We start from the raw sequence: 18,250 nt of genomic DNA on the forward strand, positions 1-18,250 counted from the left end.
GGAAGTCGATGGCCCTGCCGGGTTCGTCACGGGCGATGTCGATGCGTGCCAGCAGGTGCTGCGCGTCCACGCGCCGGTAGTGGATGCGCTGCGGAAAATCATTGTCGCGGTTCTCGAACACCGCGTTGTCTGCGTCCACCCGTGTGGCGATGAAGTCGGTTGCATCGCGGCCGTTGGGCAGGGCGGTGAATACCAGGCGCCCGTTGTCGTGCTGGCGCAGCTGCATGAATTCAAACCCCACCGTCTGCCCGTCGCGCAGGGTGCGGCTGCTGCCCAGCAGGGTGCCGCCGGCCAGGCTTGACCACTGCTCGCCCGATCCGCTGGGCGCACCCTGCAGTTGCCAGCAGCCACTCAACCACTGCAGCTGGGTGATCGATGGCGGGTCTGCGGCCTGGCTGACCGTCGTGGCCAGCAGCAACGGCAGGCTGGCCAGCAGGGTCCGGATCGACATCGGTGCCTCCGTGCGTGATGGGATGGTGCCTGTATAGCGTCGCCCCTGCGCGCGGACCAGTGCCCAGCGCAGACGGGCCGTTTCCGATACGATTTGTCGTATATAGCAATGCAGTGCTTGATCCGGAGTCTGTCCATGGTCGATCGTCTTGCCATCCTGCTCGACCGCTTTGCGGTCACCGCCTCGGTCTTCCACGCCGGTGCGCTGTGCGGCATCAACAGCCTGCAGGGCGAGGATGAGCTGGGCCAGCTGCATCTGGTCCGGCGCGGGCCGCTGCAGGTCAGCCACGGCCAACACACGCTGCAGATCGACGCGCCCAGCCTGCTGCTGTACCCGCGACCCATGCCGCATCGCTTCCACACCGACCCGCAGCAGGGGGCGGACATGGCCTGCGCCAACCTGTCGTTCGAGGGCGGGCGGTTGAACCCGATCAGCGCCGCGCTGCCGGATTTCCTGTGCATGCCGCTGGCCGATCTGCACGGCGGTGGGACCGCGCTGGAGCTGCTGTTCGAGGAGGCCTTCGAGCAGCGCTGCGGCCGCACGGCAATGGTCAACCGCTTGTTCGAGGTGGTGATGATCCAGGTGCTGCGCCAACTGATGGAAGGCGGCGAGATGCGCGGCGGTCTGTTCGCCGGCCTGGGCCATCCGCGGCTGCGGCTGGCGCTGGTGGCGATGCACGAGGCGCCGGCCCAGGCCTGGACGCTGGAAACCCTGGCCGACGTGGCTGGCATGTCGCGCAGCGTGTTCGCGGCCAGTTTCCGCCAGGCGATGGGCACCACGCCGGGCCACTACCTGCAGGGCTGGCGGGTGGGCCTTGCGCAGCAGGCGCTGCGCCAGGGGCGGCCGTTGAAGATCATTGCCGACGAAGTGGGCTACGGCAGCGAAGCGGCTCTGTCGCGCGCCTTCAAGGCGCACACCGGGCAGTCGCCCCGCCAGTGGCGTGGGCAGGCGCTCGCGGCCTAGGCCTCAGCCCAGCAGCAGCCGGCTCAGCTTCATGCCGGCAAACAGGCCGGCCACGCCCAGCGCTACCGAACCGCCCGCATACAGGGCAGCCAGGCCATGCTGTCCGCGCTGCAGCAGCAGGCCGATTTCCAGCGCATAGGTCGAAAACGTCGTGTACCCGCCCAGCACCCCGGTGGCCAGCAGCAGCCGCAGCTGCGGCGATGCCCCGTGGCGCAGTGCGAAGGCTTCTACTACAACGCCCATCAGCACGGCGCCGCTCAGGTTCACCAGGAACGTGGACCAGGGCCAGCCGCTGCTGGCCGCCACCCGCGCGCCCAGCAGGTTGCACGCATGGCGCAGGCAGGCGCCGGCGCCGCCGCCCAGGAAAACCAGGAAATAATTGTTCATCGTCTGCATTGCAGGCCTCGTCTGTGCTGCACCGGTGCGGAGGCGTGGGCGATGGCGGGCACAGGCCTGCCATCAACGAACGCCGGTTCGTTGTACGGCAGGAGCCATCAGCCATCTGGCGGTTGTCGGGGAGCCCCATCCCCATCAACCCGCATGCTACCAGTGCCGATGGCGTCAGGGCAGCGAGGTCATCACCACCCGCGCCACCTTCGTGCGGTGCAGGCCTTCCATCAGCAGATCGTGTGCCATCAGCTCCAGCGCGGCGCGACGGCGGTAATCAACGGTCAGCCCGCGCTGCTCCAGCAGGCGCGCGACGATTTCGCAGGCCGTCTGCCAGACATCCAGATAGGCCTCGCTGGGCATGTACATGTACGCCGTGCCGTGCTCGCCCACGCCGCGGCCCTCCGGGCCCAGCAGCAGTTCGCGCGGGTCGAGCTTCACCGCATCGGCGATGCGGAACAGCTGCTCGGCCTTCACGTGTCCGGGTTTGACGTGGTCGTTGAGCCAGTTGCTGATCGTGGCCGTGGTGGTATCGGCGGCGCGGGCCAGGTCGGCCGGGCGGGGGTGCCCGGCGTCCTTCATGGCGGCGGCGAGTCGTTGTCCAAGAGTATTCATCTATGCAAGCCAGCTTAACGCGTGGATGCCGAAGAATCCTTGGCGCACCATCGGGTCGATTGATGAATGGAGCAGCGCATGCCCGACTTCTGGAACAAGCGACAGGTCCGCCACCGGCTGGGGTTCCGCACCGACGCCGAGCTGGCCCGATTCTTCGGTGTCAGCCGTTCTGCGGTGTCCCAATGGCCGCGGGACTTCCCCATACCGCCGCTGCGGCGCTACATCCTGCAGCAGCGCTACCCGCATCTTTTCCCGGCCAATCGGAACCCTGAGGGCGAAACGCTGTGAATCGCGACAGGGTGTGACGCGTTCAACTCGGTTTGTAGAAAACGCTAAGTACGCTTAACAAAATAGGGAAATTCAATCGAACCTTGGCTTCTGATTGGCCGCCCGACCCGTCGCGCGGGCGATCTGTCGCCTATGGACCGATTGGTGTCGGCGCCTTGCAGCATGAACCATTAATAATTTCAATCGAAAAACGTGCAGGCTGTAATTGACCTGTCGTGAAAATTGTGACTAATTGGCATCAACCGGTTGTGAAGGCCGGGAGTGGCAGCAGCAGGATCACAAGTGGTCGTCCGTCACTGATGCAGAACAAGTCCAACGGAGGTCGTATGGAATACGGCATGCATGGCTTGGCTGAACGGGTACGCCGCGAACTGGAAGCCAGCTACCACAGACACGGATGCGGCCCCGCGTTCTGGGATACCTACCAGCAGGTGCTCAACCGGCTGGTACCGCAGGGCACTGCGCGCACCGAAGTGACCAACGAAATGGCGCTGATCATCGAGCAGCTCGGCATCGTGCGCCGCGCCCAGCTGGTGCCGCCGGACGCCGATCGTACGCGCTGATTCACAACAGCCGCCAGGCACCACATCCCAGCAGCGCCAGCAGCATGGCCAGCAGCCCCAGCGTGCGTGGTCGCCACCACCGTCGTGGCTGGCCTGCCATGGTCTGCGGGCTGCAGTAGCGGATCAGCGCGGCACCGAAACCCGCGTCCTGCTGCTGCTCGGCACAGGCATCCAGGCAGGCGCCACAGGCCAGGCAGTCGGCCTGGGGGCCGTGGCGGATGTCCAGCTGCATCGGGCAGGCGGCCACGCAGGCCGCGCAATCCAGGCAGTCGCCCAGGCGATCATCCGGGAAGGACGGCAGCGGCCCGGCCAACAACGGATGCGCGGCGCGGAATACGTAGTCCTGTGCGGTGGTCGGATCCAACATGCCGCGCCCCCGCTCCAGCACGCCGCCCAGCCCGGCCGGGCGCCGGCCGCGGGGTTCGCCGCGCGGCGCGTCGTACAGCATGCGCGGGGTATGCGGATCGGTCAGCAGCGGCTGCATCCGCGCGAACGGGCACAGCGAACGACACACCTGTTCGCGCAGGAAACCTGCGTTGCCCCAGGTGGCGGCCGCGTAGAACAGCACCCAGAAGGTCTCCCAGTCGCTCCAGCCGGCGTGTGGGGCGGCCGCCAGCAGCGCGCGGATCGGGCTGAACAGGCCAACGAAGGTCAACCCGGTCCACAGTGACAACAGCAGCCAGGCCGTCTGTGTGGCGGGGGCCGCAAGCGACGCCGGCAGGGCGCGCCTCGCCGCCCGTGCCAGCCCGTCGAAGGCCGCCGACCACAGCGTCTGCGGGCAGGCATGGCCGCACCAGACCCGCCCGGCCAGATGGGTCAACAGGGCCAACGCGACGGCGGCCACCGCCAGCAGGCCCAGCAGCACCCCCACGTCATCGGGCCACAGGGTCCAGCCGAACAGGTCGAAGCGGCGCGCGGCCAGATCCAGCAGCAGCGCCTGGCGTCCATTCCACTGCAGCCACGGCAGGGCGTAGAACAGCGCCAGCAGGCCCACCCGCAGGGGGCCGCGCCAGCGCCAGTGGCGGGAGCGGACGGGCGCACTCATCCCAGCGGCAGCTCGTCGTCGTCCTCAGCCATGGGACGCAGCAGGTATCCGGTCACAGCGCTGGCCAGCGCGGTGACCGACCAGAACATGAAAAAGCCCACGCTGTAGCCCAGCTCACGGCTGATGGGCGTGCCTGGGAAGCTGATCGCCTGCAGCCGGATCGGGTCGACGAAGGCGAAGAAGATCACGCTGGCCAGGCCGGCGGCGACGAAGCTGGGCCACAGGATCGCGCCCCAGTGCTGGATCAACCGCTGGCGGCGGCTGGAATGCGGTGTGTTCATGTGGGTGCGGGCTCGGGGTGGAGGGCGGCGCGTATACTTCGCCGTGGCGGGCGCGGCATGCGCGGGGCGTGGGTCCTGCAAGCGCGTCAGCCTATGCGCGGTGCCCGGCGCCGACATTGATCTGGATCAACGGTGGCGGTGAAGGCTGGCACCACACTGCTGCAACGCTTCTGGTGCCCCTGCATGAACGCAACGTCCCCGCCTGAGATTCCCACCGCGTCGCTGGAGCTGTGCAGCGAAGCCGAGGTGACCCGACTCGTCCACGATTTCTACGCGCGGGTGCGCCAGGAAGACCGCCTGGGCCCGGTGTTCGGCGGGCACGTGCACGACTGGCCGGCACACCTGGAACAGCTGGTCGATTTCTGGTCGGCCATGCTGCGCGGCACGCGCCGTTTCAAGGGCTCGCCGATGTCCAAACACATGGCCATCGCCCTGGACAAGGATCTGTTCGACCGCTGGTTGGTGCTGTTCCGGCAGACCACGGCCGAGTGTGGAAATCCGCCGATGCAGGCGCTGGCCGACGACGTGGCCGCGCGCATCGCCGATACCTTCTGGCGCCGCTACCAGATGCTGCGCTGGCCGCAGGTGGGCCTGCCGGTCCTGGGTGTTCCCGGCCGCGATTGATCTGGGTCAAGGCGTGCCGCCCGGGGCAGGGCGATGCTGGAGCCATGGACACGTTCTCTCCCGCCGCCGGCGGCCTGGCCTGGACCTTCGACCCCGAACTGCTGCGGCGGCATGACCGGCCCGGGCCGCGCTATACCTCGTACCCCACCGCGCCGCACTTCCACGACGGTTTCGATGCATCCGCCCTGCGCCAGGCCATCGCCGACAGCAACCCGCTGGCGCGCGCGCTGTCGCTGTACGTGCACGTGCCGTACTGCAGCAGCCCCTGCTTCTACTGCGGCTGCAACCGGATCATCACGCGTGACCGCAGCCGCGGCCACAGCTACGTGGCGCGCGTGCTGGCCGAGGCGGACCTGCTGGCGCCGCAGTTCGCCGACGGTCGCGAGGTGATCCAGCTGCATCTGGGCGGCGGCACCCCGAACTTCCTCGATGCCGAGGCCATGACCACGCTGGTGGAAGGGCTGCGCAGACGCTTCGACTTCAGCGAATCGGCCCATCGCGATTTCTCCATCGAACTGGACCCGCGCTTCATCGATGTGGGCGACGTGGCCCTGCTGGCCCGGCTGGGCTTCAACCGCGCCAGCCTGGGCGTGCAGGATTTCGACCCGCAGGTTCAGGAATCGATCAACCGCGTGCAGGGCGTGCGGCAGACCCTGGACATCCTGCGCGCCTGCCGCGACAACGGCATGCGCTCGGTGAACGTGGACCTGATCTACGGCCTGCCCGGGCAGAGTCTGGAGGGCTTCGGGCGCACGCTGGAACTGGTGCTGGCACTGCGCCCGGATCGGCTGGCGGTATATGGCTACGCGCACCTGCCGCATCTGTTCCGCGCGCAGCGGCAGATCGACGAAACCCGGTTGCCGTCGCCGGAGGACAAGCTGGCATTGCTGGGCCTGGCGGTGGAACGCCTGTCCGCTGCCGGCTACCAGTACGTCGGCATGGACCACTTCGCCCTGCCCGAAGAAGACCTGTCGCGCGCCCAGCGTGCCGGGCAGCTGCACCGCAACTTCATGGGCTACACCACCCATGCCGATACCGATCTGCTGGGCCTGGGCGTGAGTGCGATCAGCCACGTGGGCGCCACCTACAGCCAGAATCCGCGCGAACTGCCGGCGTGGGAAGCGGCCGTCGACCAGGGCCAGCTGCCGGTCTGGCGCGGCGTGGCCCTGAGCGCCGATGACCAGCTGCGCGCCGAACTGATCCAGCAGCTGATGTGCCAGGGCGAAGTGGATGGCGCTGTGCTGGGGCAGCGCCACGCTGTGGATTTCGAGCAGTACTTCGCCGAAGACCTGCAGGCCGTGCAGCGGCTGCAGGGCGACGGACTGGCCGAGTACCGCGATGGCGTGGTGCGCGCCACCGAGCCGGGCCGGCCACTGCTGCGGTTGCTGGCGATGTGTTTCGACCCGTACCTGCGCGCGCAGCAGCAACCGCGTTACTCGCGGGCGATCTGAGCGATTACGTCATTCGGCCCGCAGCGGGCCGTACTGGCGGGCCACATTGGTCGGGCCGCCCACGCTGCGCCACAGCAGCGGCCAGTCACCGGGCTCGCCGCCGATGCAGTTGCGCTGCAGCTGCAGGGTCTCGATCTGGAACTGGCGGCCATCCCAGCGCCAGCTGGCTGCGTGACCGCAATCGGCGGCGCCGCGGAACAGGGTGGTTTCGGCCAGGCGGCCCTGCGCGGCATCGAAGCGTGGCCAGCCCAGCCGCGGCAGCACGAAGCGGGTTTCATCGTCGCTGACTGCCGGGGCGTCGGCCAGCTCCAGCTGCAGTGGCCGTGTGTGCGGCAACTGACCATCGGCGACTACGAAGGCCACCACGTTGGCGTTGTACATGCCGGCCTGGCAGCCGATGAACACCAGATCGTGCGTGGCGTCGATCGTCCAGGCGCCGTCGTGCGCGCGGGACAGGCTGCCGTCGTCCGCATCGCAGTGCAGCTGGGCCAATGCCGGTGCCTGCAGCCTGCGCAGATCGGCGATGAGGTTCGCGCGTGCGGTCGCCGACAGCACGCGCCGGGCAAGCGCCGGCGTCGACAGGGTGGGCAGGGCGTCGCGCGGGTGTGCCTGCGCCGCAGCGGTTCCCGGCAGCAGCCCATCGTCGGTGCCGCTGCGCCCCTGCGCACGGTCGAAGGCCTGCAGCAGCGCGTCCACCCCACTCAGGGAAATCGATTCGATGTCCCGTGCGCCGTAATTCAATACGCGGCCGCCCTGCAGGCTCTGCAGGCGAGCGCGTACAGCCGCCATGCCGGTCCACTGCTGGTGCCCGGGCGCCAGGGCACGGCCGGGATCGTCGAAGGCGGGGGTCTCACCATCGACCTGCCAGTGCGGCGCGGAAACGCCCGGCGCGAACAGTTCAAGCTGCGGCACGCTGCGCAGGCCGCCCGCGCGGCTGATGCGCAGGTGCCCGGCATAGCCCACCGCGCGGGCCACGGCCACGCAGTCATTGCGGTTGTCGCAGGTCAGTTGCCAGTCGCCCAGGTCGCTGTAGACCGGCGCGGCGGCGCGCGCGCTGGGAGCAAGCGCCAGCGACAGCAGCAGGCACATCCTGTGCATGGGAATCCTTGGTTGACCTGGGTGGTGCCCGGAGCCGGAATCGAACCGGCATGGGGTTGCCCCCGGCGGATTTTAAGTCCGATGCGTCTACCAGTTTCGCCATCCGGGCCTGCAGCGCGCGCCGATTGTAGCCGAATCGACCTGGTCGGCAGCGGCTAACGCGGCTTTTACGCAGGGCCGTGCGCGGCCCGCTACAGTCCGCCAACGCACACAGGAAGGGCGACATGGCACGACGGCGCATGCGAAGGATGGTTCTGGGGCTGTCGGTGCTGTTGCTGGCGACGGGCCCGTTGGGCGCGCTGCAGCGCCCGCCGCCGGCCGATGGCGTGGTGGACATGGCCACCGTGCAGGTGACCGGCGAGCAGCCCGGCCCCGGGCTGTGGAAGGTGACCGCGCCGCAGGGGCATGTGCTGTGGATACTGGGCACGGTTTCGCCCTTGCCGGCGGGCGTGGAATGGCGACCGGACGAAGTCGAGCGCACCATCGCCGGGGTCGATCATGTACTGGGCGAGCCGGGTTTCAAGGTCGATGCGCAGGTGGGGCTGCTGAAGGGTCTGACCCTGCTGCCGCTGGCACGCCGCAGCGCGCGCGATCCGCAGGGGCGCACGCTGCAGCAGGTCCTGTCGGCACCGACCTACGAGCGCTGGCTGCAGCTCAAGCAGACCTACCTGGGCAGCGATCGCGGCGTCGAGAAGGAGCGCCCGCTGGTGGCGTCCGGTCGTCTGTACCAGGCCTTCCTGAAACGCAACGGGTTGCGCGACGGCAAGCAGGTGGACAAGGCGCTGCAGCGGCTCTACAAGGCGCGCGACCTGCAGCCGGAGGCGCTGAAGGTCACCCTGAAAATCGACGATGCGCGGGCCACGCTGAAGGAACTGCAGGTGACCGAAGTGGATGACCGCGCGTGTTTCGAGCGCACGCTCGACACGGTCGAATTCCAGGCCCCGGTGCTGCGTGAGCGTGCCAATGCCTGGGCGCTGGGCGATGTGGCAGCGTTGCGCCGGCTGTCCGGCTCGGCCATGGCGCAGACCTGCCGCGAAGTGCTGCAGGAGTCGGCCTTCGTGCGCCGTCGCGGCTGGAGCAACCTGCCCGAACAGGTACGCCAGCGCTGGCTGCAGGGCGTGGACAACGCGCTGCAGAAGCATGCGGCCACCTTCGCCACCGTGCCGGTCAGCCTGCTGCTGGGCGAGGGGTATCTGCAGGCGCTGCAGCAGCGTGGGTATCAGGTGGAAGCGCCGCCGGAATAGCGGTCGTAGGCAGTACGCGCGCTTCGTGGCATAGTCCCATTCATCCACCAGGGGGGGATGGGCCATGTCGTTGCACGCGTTCGCCTACGTCAGTACGGCCTGCGAAGGGCTGGACCTGCCTGCGCTGGACGCCTTGCTGGCCGATGCCACCGCCTTCAACCGCATGGCCGGGGTCACCGGTGTGCTGATGTACGACGGCACCCGTTTCCTGCAGTACGCCGAAGGCCCGCGCGATGGGTTGGCGTCTGTCCATGCCCGCATCGTCAACGCGCGCCGCCATGCCTGTCTGACCGAACTGGCCGTAGGGCCCCTGCAGGCGCGCTGGTTCCCGCGCTGGACCATGGCCAACCGCATGATCGAACCGGGTGCGCTGGCCAGCATCGTGGCAGCGCCCTGGCATGGCTTCGACAACGATCCGCATTGGCCGGGCAACGGCTTCGCGCTGCTGCTGCGTTCGTGGATGGGCGGACATGGGGAGCTGGAGCCCGCTGCGGTCAGCCTGGGCTAGGGCCGGGACGCACGCGGGCGTGACCTGCAGCGCCCATGGCCGTTACTCTTGTACGCATGTCTGAACGCCTGCGGATGCCCGGATGAGCCCTTGCACCCTGTTGATGCCCATGGGGCATCACGCTTGAGCGCGCCGATCAGCGCGGCGCTGGCGCCTGCGCCGGCCGTGATCGGCCTGGGTTATGTCGGCCTGCCACTGGCGGTGGCCTTCGGCCAGCACCTGCCGACGCTGGGCTATGACATCGATGAAGCGCGCATCGCCGAGCTTCGTGGCGGCCAGGACCACACCCTGGAAATGGAGCCCGACGAGCTGGCCACGGCTGCCCAGCTGCGTTACAGCAGTGACCCGGCGCAACTCGATGCCTGCAATGTGTACATCGTGACCGTGCCGACCCCGATCGATGCCTACGAGCAGCCGGACCTGGAGCCGCTGCGCTCGGCCACCCGCCTGATCGCCAGCCATCTGCGCCGTGGCGACGTGGTGGTCTACGAATCCACCGTCTACCCCGGCACCACCGAGGAAGTGTGCGTACCCCTGCTGGAGCAGGGCTCGGGCCTGCGCTTCAATGAAGACTTCTACTGCGGCTACAGCCCGGAACGGGTCAGCCCCGGCGATCGCGCGCGGCGACTGGCCGACATCCGCAAGATCACCTCCGGTTCGACGCCGGAAGTGGCGGCAGTGATCGATGGGCTGTACCGGCAGATCATCCGCGCGGGCACCTTCCCGGCGCCCTCGATGCGCGTGGCCGAGGCGGCCAAAGTGGTGGAGAACATCCAGCGCGACGTCAACATCGCCCTGGTGAACGAGCTGGCACTGATCTTCGACCGCCTGGGCATCGACACCCAGGATGTGCTCGACGCGGCGGGCAGCAAGTGGAATTTCCTGCCGTTCCGGCCCGGCCTGGTCGGTGGCCATTGCATCGGCGTGGACCCGTACTACCTGCTGCATAAATCCGAGAGCGTGGGCTACCACCCCGATCTGATCCACACCGCCCGCCAGGTCAACAACCGGGTGGGCGAACATGTGGCCGCGCGGGTGCTGGCAATGCTGGCCGAGCGGGGGCGCAGCCCGGCGCAGTCGCGCATCCTGGTGCTGGGCGTCACCTTCAAGGAAGAGTGCCCGGACCTGCGCAACAGTCGTGCGCTGGAACTGGCGCAGCGGTTGCAGGAAAGTGGCGCGCAGGTGGATGTGAGCGACCCCTGGGTGGGGCCGGCGGCGCTGGCCGACACCGGCGTGCAGTGGTTGCAGCAACCGCAGCAGGGCGTCTATGACGCCGTGGTGCTGGCGGTGGCGCACGCCGCCTTCACCGCATTGGACGAGGGGCAGATCCGCGCGCTGCTGGTGCCCGGCGGGCTGGTCTACGACGTGAAGTCTGCCTGGCCACGCAGCGTGGTCGATGATCGCCTCTAGCGGGCGTACACCCGTGGCGGGGTAGACTCGGGGCCAGTTGCAACCGAGGAACGCCATGCACCGCTACATTGTCTTCGTGCTCGCCATCCTGATGCTGCCGGTCAGTCTGTGGCTGGCGACGCTCTGGCCCGCCTGGTATTGGGGCGTCGGCCTGTCCGCGGCGATGGTGGCGCTGGGCTGCTGGGACCTGCTGCAGAAGCGCAGCACCCTGCGCCGCAATTACCCGGTCATGGCCCATTTCCGTTACGGGCTTGAATCGATCGGCCCGGAGATCCGCCAGTACTTCGTGCAGAGCGACCTGGAAGACGTGCCGTTCTCGCGCCAGCAGCGCGCGCTGATCTACCAACGCGCCAAGAATGAAATGGACACGGTGCCGTTCGGCACCCTGCGCAGCACCTACGCGGTGGATTACGAGTGGATCAACCACTCGCTGGCGCCGACCACGATCGGCAAGCACGACTTCCGCGTGCTGATCGGGCCGACCTGTGCGAAACCCTATTCGGCCAGCGTGTTCAATATTTCCGCGATGAGTTTCGGTTCGCTGTCGGCCAACGCGATCCGCGCGCTGAACGACGGTGCGCGCCGCGGTGGCTTCTACCACGACACTGGCGAAGGCTCGATCTCGCCTTACCACCGCGAAATGGGCGGGGACCTGGTCTGGGAGATCGGCTCGGGCTATTTCGGTTGCCGCGACGAGAAGGGCGGCTTCAGCGAAGAGCGTTTCATCGCCAACGCCACCCACGATCAGGTGAAGATGATCGAGATCAAACTGTCCCAAGGTGCAAAGCCCGGCCACGGCGGCGTGTTGCCGGCACCGAAGGTCACCGCTGAGATTTCCGCCACCCGTGGCGTGCCGATGGGCGTGGACTGTGTGTCACCGTCGCGCCATTCGGCGTTTTCCACACCGGTGGAACTGCTGCAGTTCGTTGCGCGCCTGCGCGAGCTGTCCGGTGGCAAGCCGGTGGGCTTCAAGCTGGCCATCGGCCACCCCTGGGAATGGTTCGGCATCGCCAAGGCCATGCACGAAACCGGCCTGCGCCCTGATTTCATCGTGGTGGACGGCGCCGAGGGCGGCACCGGCGCGGCACCGGCCGAGTTCGTCGACCACGTGGGCGTGCCCATGCATGAGGCGCTGCTGCTGGTGCACAACACGTTGGTCGGGCTGGACCTGCGCGAACACATCCGCATTGGTGCGGCCGGCAAGATCACCAGTGCGTTCGACATCGCGCGCACCATCGCCCTTGGCGCGGACTGGTGCAACGCCGGCCGCGGCTTCATGTTCGCGCTGGGCTGCATCCAGTCGCTGAGCTGCCACACCGACAAATGCCCGACCGGCATCGCCACCCAGAACCCGGCGCGCTGGAAGCACCTGGATGCTCCGGACAAGGCCACGCGGGTGTACAGCTACCACGAGCACACGCTGCACGCGTTGAAGGAACTGCTGTGTGCCGCCGGGTTGAACGACCCGGCAGAGTTGGGGCCGGAGCATATCCTGCGTCGCGTTTCGCCGGTCGAGATCCGTTCGCTGGCCACGCTGTACCGCTATCTGGAACCGGGCGAGCTGCTGCACAAAGTGCCCGATCACGCGGTGTTCCATGCGTTCTGGGCCGATGCCCGCAGCGATTCGTTCCAGCCGCCAGCGCGCATCCAGGCGCTGCGCGCCAGCAAATCGCGCTAGCCGCCGTTGTAGAGTCGAGCTTGCTCGACTGCTTTTATCAATCGCAATGCAGTCGAGCATGGCTCGACTCTACAAGGACATGCCATGCAGTTCAGAACCGGCACCGCCGATGATGTAGCCACGCTGTGGGCATTGCGCACCCGCTGCGTGCGCGAGACCTGCAGCAGCCATTATCCGCCCGAGGTGATCGCACCGTGGTCGGCCTCGCCGCCACCGTCGCAGTACGCGCGGCTGCTGGGGCAGGGCGGCTGCGTGGTGGCTGAGGATGCGCAGGGCGCACTGCTGGGGTTTGGCGTGTTCGACAGCGACGCCAACGAGGTGGACGCGTTGTTCGTCGATCCGGATCGGGGCGGGCAGGGTATTGGTCAGGCGTTGATGCAGCGGTTGCTGGCGATGGCCGATCCCAAGCGCGAGGTGGTGCTGTCGGCCTCGCTGAACGCCGTCGCGTTCTACCAGCGCCAGGGCTTCGTGGCCGACCGGGAGGAGCTGTACCCGCACCCCAGCGGCGTAGCCCTGGCCTCGGTGCGCATGCACCGCCCCTTGTAGAGTCGAGCTTGCTCGACTGCTTTTCCGCTTTTGTAGAGTCGAGCTTGCTCGACTGTTTTTCCATCAGTCGAGCAAGCTCGACTCTACCGAAGCAGTCGAGCAAGCTCGACTCTACAATCGCCGGGTCAGCGCGCTGCCAGCCACGCCACCACGCCTTCAGCCGCGCGCAGTCCGCTGGCATAGCAGGCGGTCAGCAGGTAGCCGCCGGTCGGCGCTTCCCAGTCCAGCATTTCGCCGGCGCAGAACACGCCCGGCATGGCGTTGAGCATCAGCTGGCGGTCCATGGCCTGCAGCCGCACACCGCCCGCGGTGCTGATCACCTCGGCCATCGGCCGCGGTCGCAGCAGCCGCAGGGGCAGGCGCTTGAGCGTTGCTGCCACGGCCGGCAGATCGTTGCCGGCGTCCTTGCCCAGGTGCTCGAACACCAGCGCGGCCTTCACCGCATCCAGACCGGCCTGGCGGCGCAGGTGTTCGCCAAAGCTCCGGCCCTTGCGCGGCCGGGACAGGTCGGCCAGCAGGCGTGCCTCGTCACGGCCGGGTACAAGATCCAGGGCCAGCACGGCATGGCCATCGCGGTTGATGGTGTCGCGCAGATCAGCGGCCAGCGCGTAGACCAGGCTGCCTTCGATGCCATAGCTGCTGGCCACGCACTCACCCTGCAGCGACTGCGGCCGACCCTGCAGATCGGTCCAATAGGCCACCACCGGCTTGAGTGGGGCGCCGGCATGGCGCTGGGCGAAATGCGGGCTCCAGTCCACGTCGAACCCGCAGTTGGCCGGCTGCAGCGGCGCGACATCCACGCCGCGTGCCTGCAGCGGTGCCACCCAGGCGCCATCGCTGCCCAGCTGCGGCCAACTGCCGCCGCCCAGGGCCAGCACCGTGGCATCGGCGTGTACGCGCACCTCGCCGTGTTCGCTGGCGAACTGCAGGGCACCGTCATCGGCCCAGCCGGTCCAGCGATGATTGACGTGCAGGCGCACGTCCCGTTCCTTCAGGCGCCGTACCCAGCCGCGCAGCAGCGGGGCCGCCTTGCGGTCCACCGGAAACACCCGGCCGGAACTGCCGACGTAGGTTTCCACGCCGAACCCTGAGGCCCACTCACGCAGTGCCTGCGCATCGAAGCCGTCCAGCCAGTCACCCACGGCGGCGCTGTGTTCGCGGTAACGGCTGTCGAACAACGGCCGTTCGTCGGAATGGGTCAGGTTCAGCCCGCCCTTGCCGGCAATCAGGAACTTGCGGCCGGGCGAGCCCTTGGCCTCGTACAGATCGACCTCCAGGCCGGCGGCGCGCAGGCGCTCGGCGGCGAACAGGCCAGCCGGGCCGCCGCCGACCACGGCGACGCGGCGCGGCGGTTGCAGATCAGGGTTGGACATCGAGCAGCTCGACGTCGAACACCAGCGAGGAGCCGGCCGGGATCGGGCCGACGCCACGGTCGCCATAGCCGTAGTCCGGCGGGATCATCAGGGTGCGCTTGCCGCCCACTTTCATGCCGGCCACGCCTTCGTCCCAGCCACGGATGACCTGGCCGGCGCCCAACGCGAAGACGAAGGGCTGGCCGCGGCCGACCGAGCTGTCGAAGGTCTTGCCGTGCTTGTTCTCGGTGCGGTTGTCGTAGATCCAACCGGTGTAGTGCACGGTCACTTTCTGCCCGGGCACGGCTTCGGCGCCGGTTCCCACCTGGGTATCGATGCGTTCGAAGGTGGTCAGGGTGCCGCCCGGCGGCGGGCCGGCGGGTTCGGACGAACAACCGGCGGCAACAAGGGACAGCAGCAGGGGAAGCAGCAGGCGGCGCATCGGGCGTCTCCGTAGGGTGTTCGCGGGCGGCAAGGGTAGCGCATCGGCGCCGGGTATCATGGTGGCATGGCCAAACTTCTGCTCAACCTGCGCAATGTCGGCGACGACGAGTACGCCGATGTGTGCACCCTGCTGGACCAGCACGGCATCGCCTGGTATCGCACCGAACCCAGCCCCTGGGGCATTTCCAATGGCGGCCTGTGGCTGCGCGATGATGCGGACCAGCCGCGGGCCAAGGCCCTGATGGCCGATTACCAGGCCGAGCGGGCGCCGCGCATCCGTGCCGAGCGCGAGCAGGCGCTGCGCGATGGCACGGCCGAAACGTTCGGCAGCGTGCTGCGGCGGCGGCCGCTGTTCGTGGCGCTGGTGCTGCTGGGGATGGCGGGTGCGGCGGCGCTGGTGCTGCTGCCGTTCATGTTGTTGCGGGGATAGGGGGCTGTTGCGGACGGCTTGCACCCGGCACCCGCCGAAGCAACGTCAACGTCAAAAGCGGGTTTTCCGTGAACGGGCAGGGCGGTGGGGGCAGGCGGGGGACGGCAAGAGCTGCTCCTGCGTGCCTCGTAGAGCGCCTTGCTCGTGCGCGCAATCCTGCGCGCCCGGCAAGACCGGGGTTGGGCGTCCTGCCCAACCCGCCCGAGGCATGCCTCGGGCCCATGGCGCTCTGCGCCCCCGCCTGCCCCACCGCCCCGCCTCTGACAATCCCCGCGGCTGTCGGTAGGTGTCGACCTTGGTCGACACAGGGAACCGCACGGGGTCGGATCCCTTTGCTGCGCAGAGGGCTCTGACCCCGATGTCTGAAGGCGGTAAAATGGCGGAATGATCGCCAATACCGCTGCCTATCACTTCGCCGTCATCGACGCCCCCCAGGCCCTGTGCGACCAGCTGCTGGCGCGTGCCGAGGCGGCGGCGCTGCGCGGCACGATCCTGGTGGCGGGCGAGGGGCTGAACCTGTTCCTGGCCGGGGCGCCGCAGGCGGTGCAGGACTTCTACGCGCACCTGCACGCTGATGCGCGGTTTGCCGACATGCGGGTCAAGACCAGCGTCAGCGAACACCAGCCCTTCGCGCGGCTGAAGGCCAAGGTGAAGGACGAGATCATCAGCTTCCGGCGCGACGATGGCCAGCCGCTGGCCTACCCGCGTGCGCCGGCGGTCGATCCGGCCACGGTGCAGCGCTGGCTGCGCCAGGGCCACGACGATGCCGGCAAGCCGGTGGTGATGCTCGATACGCGCAACCTGCAGGAGGTGGCCCATGGCACCTTCAAGGATGCGCTGGTGCTGCCCATCGAGAAGTTCACCGATCTGCCTGAAGCGCTGGCGCCGCATCGGCAGGCGCTGCAGGACAGCACGGTGGTCAGCTTCTGCACCGGCGGCATCCGTTGCGAAAAGGCGGCGCTGTGGATGGTCAACGATGGCATGGACAATGTCCTGCAGCTCGATGGCGGCATCCTGGGCTATTTCGAGGAGGTCGGTGGCGAAGGCTACGAGGGTCGCTGCTTCGTCTTCGACGAGCGGGTGGCGCTGGATGCCGAGCTGAAGCCGCTGGTCGACCAGCCGCTGCCCGAGCCGCGCCCCAGCGCATTCTGAACTGCCCTTGAGGTCGCGCCGGTACATGCCCGGCGCCCCTGAACCGGTTCGGCAGGAATCAGCATTCCGCCACCGTCACTGGCCGTGGCGCCGTGGCGACCCCATGCAGGGGGAATCCTGTGACGGAAAACCCCCTGATGATCCCGTTGTCGATCCTCGACCTGGCCCCGGTCTGCGAGGGCAGTGATACCACCGCCGCCTTCGCCAACATGCTGGAACTGGCCCAGCATGCCGATGCGCTGGGCTACCGCCGCTACTGGCTGGCCGAACACCACAACATGCCCGGCATCGCCAGCGCCGCCACCGCGGTGCTGATCGGCCACGTGGCCGGGGGCACGCGGCGCATCCGCGTCGGCGCCGGCGGCATCATGCTGCCCAACCATGCGCCACTGCAGGTGGCCGAGCAGTTCGGCACGCTGGCATCGCTGTACCCGGACCGCATCGATCTGGGCCTGGGCCGTGCGCCGGGCACCGACCAGCCCACGGCGCGTGCGCTGCGCCGCTACTTCGACAGTGCCGACCAGTTCCCGCAGGACGTGCGCGAGGTGCTGCATTACTTCGAGCCGGTGCAGGCCGGGCAGGCGGTGCAGGCAGTGCCCGGCGGCGGTCTGCGGGTGCCGACCTGGATCCTCGGTTCCAGCCTGTTCGGTGCGCGCCTTGCCGCCTCCATGGGGCTGCCGTACGCGTTCGCCTCGCACTTCGCGCCCGATGCGATGGATGAAGCGCTGGCCGTCTACCGCCGTGAGTTCCGGCCCTCGGCCACGCTGAAGCAGCCGCACGCGATGCTGGCGCTGAACGTCGTGGCCAGCGACAGCGAAGCCGAATCGCGCCGGCTGTTCACCAGCCAGCAGCAGAGCTTCGTCAACCTGCGCCGTGGCCGCCCGGGCCGCATTCCCGCGCCGATCGATGACATCGACAGCTTCTGGGAACCGCATGAAAAGCTGGGCGTGGAACGCGCCCTGGCCTGCACCGTGCTGGGCGATGCGCAGCAGGTGGGCGAGGGTATCGCCGCCTTCGTCGACCGCCACGCGCCGGACGAACTGCTGCTTACCGCCAACCTGTATGACCACCGCGCGCGCCTGCGTTCGTTCGAACTGGCCATGCAGGCCTGGCACGCCCGCCACGCCGGCTGAACGTTTGCGTCACGGTGCATTGCAGGGCGACGCGCTCTGATGGGGGCTCCTGATTCCGGAGCCCCTTCCATGACCGATACCCGTGCCGAGCACATCGCCCAGTTGTCCGAACTGATCAAGGACGTGGAGGTGGCCATGTTCACCACCACCGGCGTGGACGGTCGGCTGTACAGCCGGCCGCTGGGCACCCAGCAGGTCGATTTCGACGGCGACCTGTGGTTCGCCACCGCCGCCGACAGCCCGAAGGTGGCGGAGATTGCCTTGAATCCGCGCGTCAACGTGGCCTACGCCTCCACGTCGAAGAATACTTACGTGTCGGTGTCTGGCCGGGCGCGCATCGTGGACGACCGTGAAAAGATCGAGGCGCTGTGGTCGCCGGCGATGAAGCTGTTCTTCCCCGGCGGCAAGGATGATCCGAACCTTCGCCTGATCCAGGTACGTGCGGAGACCGCCGAGTACTGGGAAGGCCCAGGCACGCTGCTGGGCAAGGCGTTGAGCTTCGTTTTGTCGGCAGTGCAGGATGATCCGTCGCAGTTGGGCGATAACGGATTCATCGATCTGCGGTGATGCACCCCCGCCGGGCATGG

21 protein-coding genes, 1 tRNA gene, 1 pseudogene and 1 riboswitch are annotated in these 18,250 nt (G+C 68.2%); of the genes and pseudogenes, 14 read left to right on the forward strand and 9 right to left on the reverse strand.

Annotated features, from left to right (window positions below; translation table 11 throughout):
* Positions 1-49: 49 nt before the first annotated feature.
* Positions 50-706, reverse strand: a pseudogene (locus C1930_RS20635) (DUF6265 family protein); the annotation flags it as partial.
* On the opposite strand from C1930_RS20635, the gene C1930_RS07605 reads away from it, so the two are divergent.
* Complete coding sequence (locus C1930_RS07605) at positions 587-1,414, forward strand: AraC family transcriptional regulator (protein ID WP_108771426.1); 828 nt, start codon at positions 587-589, stop codon at positions 1,412-1,414. The pseudogene C1930_RS20635 and the gene C1930_RS07605 sit on opposite strands and share 120 nt — an antisense overlap.
* A 3-nt stretch (positions 1,415-1,417) precedes the next feature.
* Here C1930_RS07605 and crcB read toward each other — a convergent pair whose 3' ends face one another.
* Both crcB and C1930_RS07615 read right to left on the reverse strand, forming a co-directional pair.
* The gene (gene crcB, locus C1930_RS07610; protein ID WP_108752712.1) at positions 1,418-1,810 is read right to left on the reverse strand and encodes a fluoride efflux transporter CrcB; all 393 of its coding nucleotides are present in this window, start codon (positions 1,808-1,810) and stop codon (positions 1,418-1,420) included.
* Positions 1,811-1,892: 82 nt separating this feature from the next.
* Positions 1,893-1,953: riboswitch (Fluoride riboswitch) on the reverse strand.
* Between the two features lie 22 nt (positions 1,954-1,975).
* Positions 1,976-2,416 carry a helix-turn-helix domain-containing protein gene (locus tag C1930_RS07615; RefSeq protein ID WP_233614986.1) on the reverse strand — a complete coding sequence of 147 codons (441 nt, stop codon included), beginning with the start codon at positions 2,414-2,416 and terminating at the stop codon, positions 1,976-1,978.
* Between the two features lie 78 nt (positions 2,417-2,494).
* On the opposite strand from C1930_RS07615, the gene C1930_RS07620 reads away from it, so the two are divergent.
* Both C1930_RS07620 and C1930_RS07625 read left to right on the forward strand, forming a co-directional pair.
* Positions 2,495-2,704, forward strand: coding sequence for a hypothetical protein (locus C1930_RS07620; protein ID WP_108757688.1), 210 nt, complete (start codon positions 2,495-2,497; stop codon positions 2,702-2,704).
* 326 nt (positions 2,705-3,030) lie between these two features.
* Positions 3,031-3,267 (forward strand): hypothetical protein, encoded by a 237-nt coding sequence (locus C1930_RS07625; protein WP_108749200.1) that lies wholly within the window; start codon positions 3,031-3,033, stop codon positions 3,265-3,267.
* A gap of 1 nt (position 3,268) precedes the next feature.
* On the opposite strand, the gene C1930_RS07630 is transcribed toward C1930_RS07625, so the two are convergent.
* Together C1930_RS07630 and C1930_RS07635 are read right to left on the reverse strand one after the other, a co-directional pair.
* The gene (locus C1930_RS07630; RefSeq protein ID WP_108771427.1) at positions 3,269-4,312 is read right to left on the reverse strand and encodes a 4Fe-4S dicluster domain-containing protein; all 1,044 of its coding nucleotides are present in this window, start codon (positions 4,310-4,312) and stop codon (positions 3,269-3,271) included.
* On the reverse strand, positions 4,309-4,593 hold the full coding sequence (locus C1930_RS07635; protein ID WP_108749202.1) for a hypothetical protein: 285 nt from the start codon (positions 4,591-4,593) through the stop codon (positions 4,309-4,311). Before C1930_RS07635 ends, C1930_RS07630 begins: the two co-directional genes overlap by 4 nt.
* Before the next feature lie 183 nt (positions 4,594-4,776).
* Here C1930_RS07635 and C1930_RS07640 point away from each other — a divergent pair, with 183 nt between their 5' ends.
* Both C1930_RS07640 and hemN read left to right on the forward strand, forming a co-directional pair.
* On the forward strand, positions 4,777-5,217 hold the full coding sequence (locus tag C1930_RS07640) for a group III truncated hemoglobin (protein WP_108772558.1): 441 nt from the start codon (positions 4,777-4,779) through the stop codon (positions 5,215-5,217).
* A gap of 44 nt (positions 5,218-5,261) precedes the next feature.
* Positions 5,262-6,668 (forward strand): oxygen-independent coproporphyrinogen III oxidase, encoded by a 1,407-nt coding sequence (hemN, locus tag C1930_RS07645; protein ID WP_108771428.1) that lies wholly within the window; start codon positions 5,262-5,264, stop codon positions 6,666-6,668.
* A gap of 9 nt (positions 6,669-6,677) precedes the next feature.
* On the opposite strand, the gene C1930_RS07650 is transcribed toward hemN, so the two are convergent.
* Together C1930_RS07650 and C1930_RS07655 are read right to left on the reverse strand one after the other, a co-directional pair.
* Positions 6,678-7,766, reverse strand: coding sequence for a DUF1176 domain-containing protein (locus C1930_RS07650; RefSeq protein WP_108771429.1), 1,089 nt, complete (start codon positions 7,764-7,766; stop codon positions 6,678-6,680).
* A gap of 22 nt (positions 7,767-7,788) precedes the next feature.
* Positions 7,789-7,875: transfer RNA gene (locus C1930_RS07655), tRNA-Leu, on the reverse strand.
* A 130-nt stretch (positions 7,876-8,005) separates the two neighbouring features.
* Here C1930_RS07655 and C1930_RS07660 point away from each other — a divergent pair.
* The 5 genes from C1930_RS07660 (at position 8,006) to C1930_RS07680 (ending at position 13,152) form a co-directional block, all read left to right on the forward strand.
* Positions 8,006-9,010: a TraB/GumN family protein gene (locus tag C1930_RS07660; RefSeq protein WP_159093571.1), complete on the forward strand. Its 1,005-nt coding sequence runs from the start codon at positions 8,006-8,008 to the stop codon at positions 9,008-9,010.
* Between the two features lie 64 nt (positions 9,011-9,074).
* Positions 9,075-9,518: a BLUF domain-containing protein gene (locus C1930_RS07665; protein WP_108771431.1), complete on the forward strand. Its 444-nt coding sequence runs from the start codon at positions 9,075-9,077 to the stop codon at positions 9,516-9,518.
* A 123-nt stretch (positions 9,519-9,641) separates the two neighbouring features.
* The gene (locus C1930_RS07670; protein ID WP_108755881.1) at positions 9,642-10,928 is read left to right on the forward strand and encodes a nucleotide sugar dehydrogenase; all 1,287 of its coding nucleotides are present in this window, start codon (positions 9,642-9,644) and stop codon (positions 10,926-10,928) included.
* A 55-nt stretch (positions 10,929-10,983) separates the two neighbouring features.
* A complete protein-coding gene (locus C1930_RS07675; protein ID WP_108755882.1) occupies positions 10,984-12,606 on the forward strand; it encodes an FMN-binding glutamate synthase family protein in 1,623 nt (540 codons plus the stop codon).
* 84 nt (positions 12,607-12,690) lie between these two features.
* On the forward strand, positions 12,691-13,152 hold the full coding sequence (locus tag C1930_RS07680; RefSeq protein ID WP_108771432.1) for a GNAT family N-acetyltransferase: 462 nt from the start codon (positions 12,691-12,693) through the stop codon (positions 13,150-13,152).
* A gap of 125 nt (positions 13,153-13,277) precedes the next feature.
* Here C1930_RS07680 and C1930_RS07685 read toward each other — a convergent pair whose 3' ends face one another.
* Positions 13,278-14,525: a TIGR03862 family flavoprotein gene (locus tag C1930_RS07685; protein ID WP_108755884.1), complete on the reverse strand. Its 1,248-nt coding sequence runs from the start codon at positions 14,523-14,525 to the stop codon at positions 13,278-13,280.
* A complete protein-coding gene (locus C1930_RS07690; RefSeq protein ID WP_108755885.1) occupies positions 14,512-14,946 on the reverse strand; it encodes an FKBP-type peptidyl-prolyl cis-trans isomerase in 435 nt (144 codons plus the stop codon). The genes C1930_RS07685 and C1930_RS07690 overlap by 14 nt, the downstream gene beginning before the upstream one ends.
* A gap of 66 nt (positions 14,947-15,012) precedes the next feature.
* Between C1930_RS07690 and C1930_RS07695 the strand changes: the two genes are divergently transcribed.
* The 4 genes from C1930_RS07695 to C1930_RS07710 all read left to right on the forward strand — a co-directional run bounded on the left by C1930_RS07695 (position 15,013) and on the right by C1930_RS07710 (position 18,230).
* Positions 15,013-15,378, forward strand: a complete 366-nt coding sequence (locus C1930_RS07695) for a DUF6164 family protein (RefSeq protein WP_108771433.1) — start codon at positions 15,013-15,015, stop codon at positions 15,376-15,378.
* 384 nt (positions 15,379-15,762) lie between these two features.
* Positions 15,763-16,530 (forward strand): sulfurtransferase, encoded by a 768-nt coding sequence (locus tag C1930_RS07700; RefSeq protein ID WP_108771434.1) that lies wholly within the window; start codon positions 15,763-15,765, stop codon positions 16,528-16,530.
* Positions 16,531-16,667: 137 nt separating this feature from the next.
* A complete protein-coding gene (locus tag C1930_RS07705; protein ID WP_108749214.1) occupies positions 16,668-17,663 on the forward strand; it encodes an LLM class flavin-dependent oxidoreductase in 996 nt (331 codons plus the stop codon).
* A gap of 69 nt (positions 17,664-17,732) precedes the next feature.
* Positions 17,733-18,230 carry a pyridoxamine 5'-phosphate oxidase family protein gene (locus C1930_RS07710; protein WP_108755889.1) on the forward strand — a complete coding sequence of 166 codons (498 nt, stop codon included), beginning with the start codon at positions 17,733-17,735 and terminating at the stop codon, positions 18,228-18,230.
* Positions 18,231-18,250 lie beyond the last annotated feature (20 nt).

This window comes from Stenotrophomonas sp. SAU14A_NAIMI4_8, assembly GCF_003086695.1.
Classification (GTDB): domain Bacteria; phylum Pseudomonadota; class Gammaproteobacteria; order Xanthomonadales; family Xanthomonadaceae; genus Stenotrophomonas.

Bases quoted from the DNA above. Each gene is read 5' to 3' on its own strand.
- C1930_RS07675 (WP_108755882.1), top strand. From the start codon at position 10,984: ATGCACCGCTACATTGTCTTCGTGCTCGCCATCCTGATGCTGCCGGTC.
- C1930_RS07695 (WP_108771433.1), top strand. From the start codon at position 15,013: ATGGCCAAACTTCTGCTCAACCTGCGCAATGTCGGCGACGACGAGTAC.
- C1930_RS07615 (WP_233614986.1), bottom strand. From the start codon at position 2,416: ATGAATACTCTTGGACAACGACTCGCCGCCGCCATGAAGGACGCCGGG.
- C1930_RS07605 (WP_108771426.1), top strand. From the start codon at position 587: ATGGTCGATCGTCTTGCCATCCTGCTCGACCGCTTTGCGGTCACCGCC.
- C1930_RS07690 (WP_108755885.1), bottom strand. From the start codon at position 14,946: ATGCGCCGCCTGCTGCTTCCCCTGCTGCTGTCCCTTGTTGCCGCCGGT.
- hemN (WP_108771428.1), top strand. From the start codon at position 5,262: ATGGACACGTTCTCTCCCGCCGCCGGCGGCCTGGCCTGGACCTTCGAC.
- C1930_RS07640 (WP_108772558.1), top strand. From the start codon at position 4,777: ATGAACGCAACGTCCCCGCCTGAGATTCCCACCGCGTCGCTGGAGCTG.
- C1930_RS07685 (WP_108755884.1), bottom strand. From the start codon at position 14,525: ATGTCCAACCCTGATCTGCAACCGCCGCGCCGCGTCGCCGTGGTCGGC.
- C1930_RS07665 (WP_108771431.1), top strand. From the start codon at position 9,075: ATGTCGTTGCACGCGTTCGCCTACGTCAGTACGGCCTGCGAAGGGCTG.
- C1930_RS07660 (WP_159093571.1), top strand. From the start codon at position 8,006: ATGCGAAGGATGGTTCTGGGGCTGTCGGTGCTGTTGCTGGCGACGGGC.
- crcB (WP_108752712.1), bottom strand. From the start codon at position 1,810: ATGCAGACGATGAACAATTATTTCCTGGTTTTCCTGGGCGGCGGCGCC.
- C1930_RS07630 (WP_108771427.1), bottom strand. From the start codon at position 4,312: ATGAGTGCGCCCGTCCGCTCCCGCCACTGGCGCTGGCGCGGCCCCCTG.
- C1930_RS07700 (WP_108771434.1), top strand. From the start codon at position 15,763: ATGATCGCCAATACCGCTGCCTATCACTTCGCCGTCATCGACGCCCCC.
- C1930_RS07710 (WP_108755889.1), top strand. From the start codon at position 17,733: ATGACCGATACCCGTGCCGAGCACATCGCCCAGTTGTCCGAACTGATC.
- C1930_RS07635 (WP_108749202.1), bottom strand. From the start codon at position 4,593: ATGAACACACCGCATTCCAGCCGCCGCCAGCGGTTGATCCAGCACTGG.
- C1930_RS07625 (WP_108749200.1), top strand. From the start codon at position 3,031: ATGGAATACGGCATGCATGGCTTGGCTGAACGGGTACGCCGCGAACTG.
- C1930_RS07620 (WP_108757688.1), top strand. From the start codon at position 2,495: ATGCCCGACTTCTGGAACAAGCGACAGGTCCGCCACCGGCTGGGGTTC.
- C1930_RS07680 (WP_108771432.1), top strand. From the start codon at position 12,691: ATGCAGTTCAGAACCGGCACCGCCGATGATGTAGCCACGCTGTGGGCA.
- C1930_RS07705 (WP_108749214.1), top strand. From the start codon at position 16,668: ATGATCCCGTTGTCGATCCTCGACCTGGCCCCGGTCTGCGAGGGCAGT.
- C1930_RS07650 (WP_108771429.1), bottom strand. From the start codon at position 7,766: ATGCACAGGATGTGCCTGCTGCTGTCGCTGGCGCTTGCTCCCAGCGCG.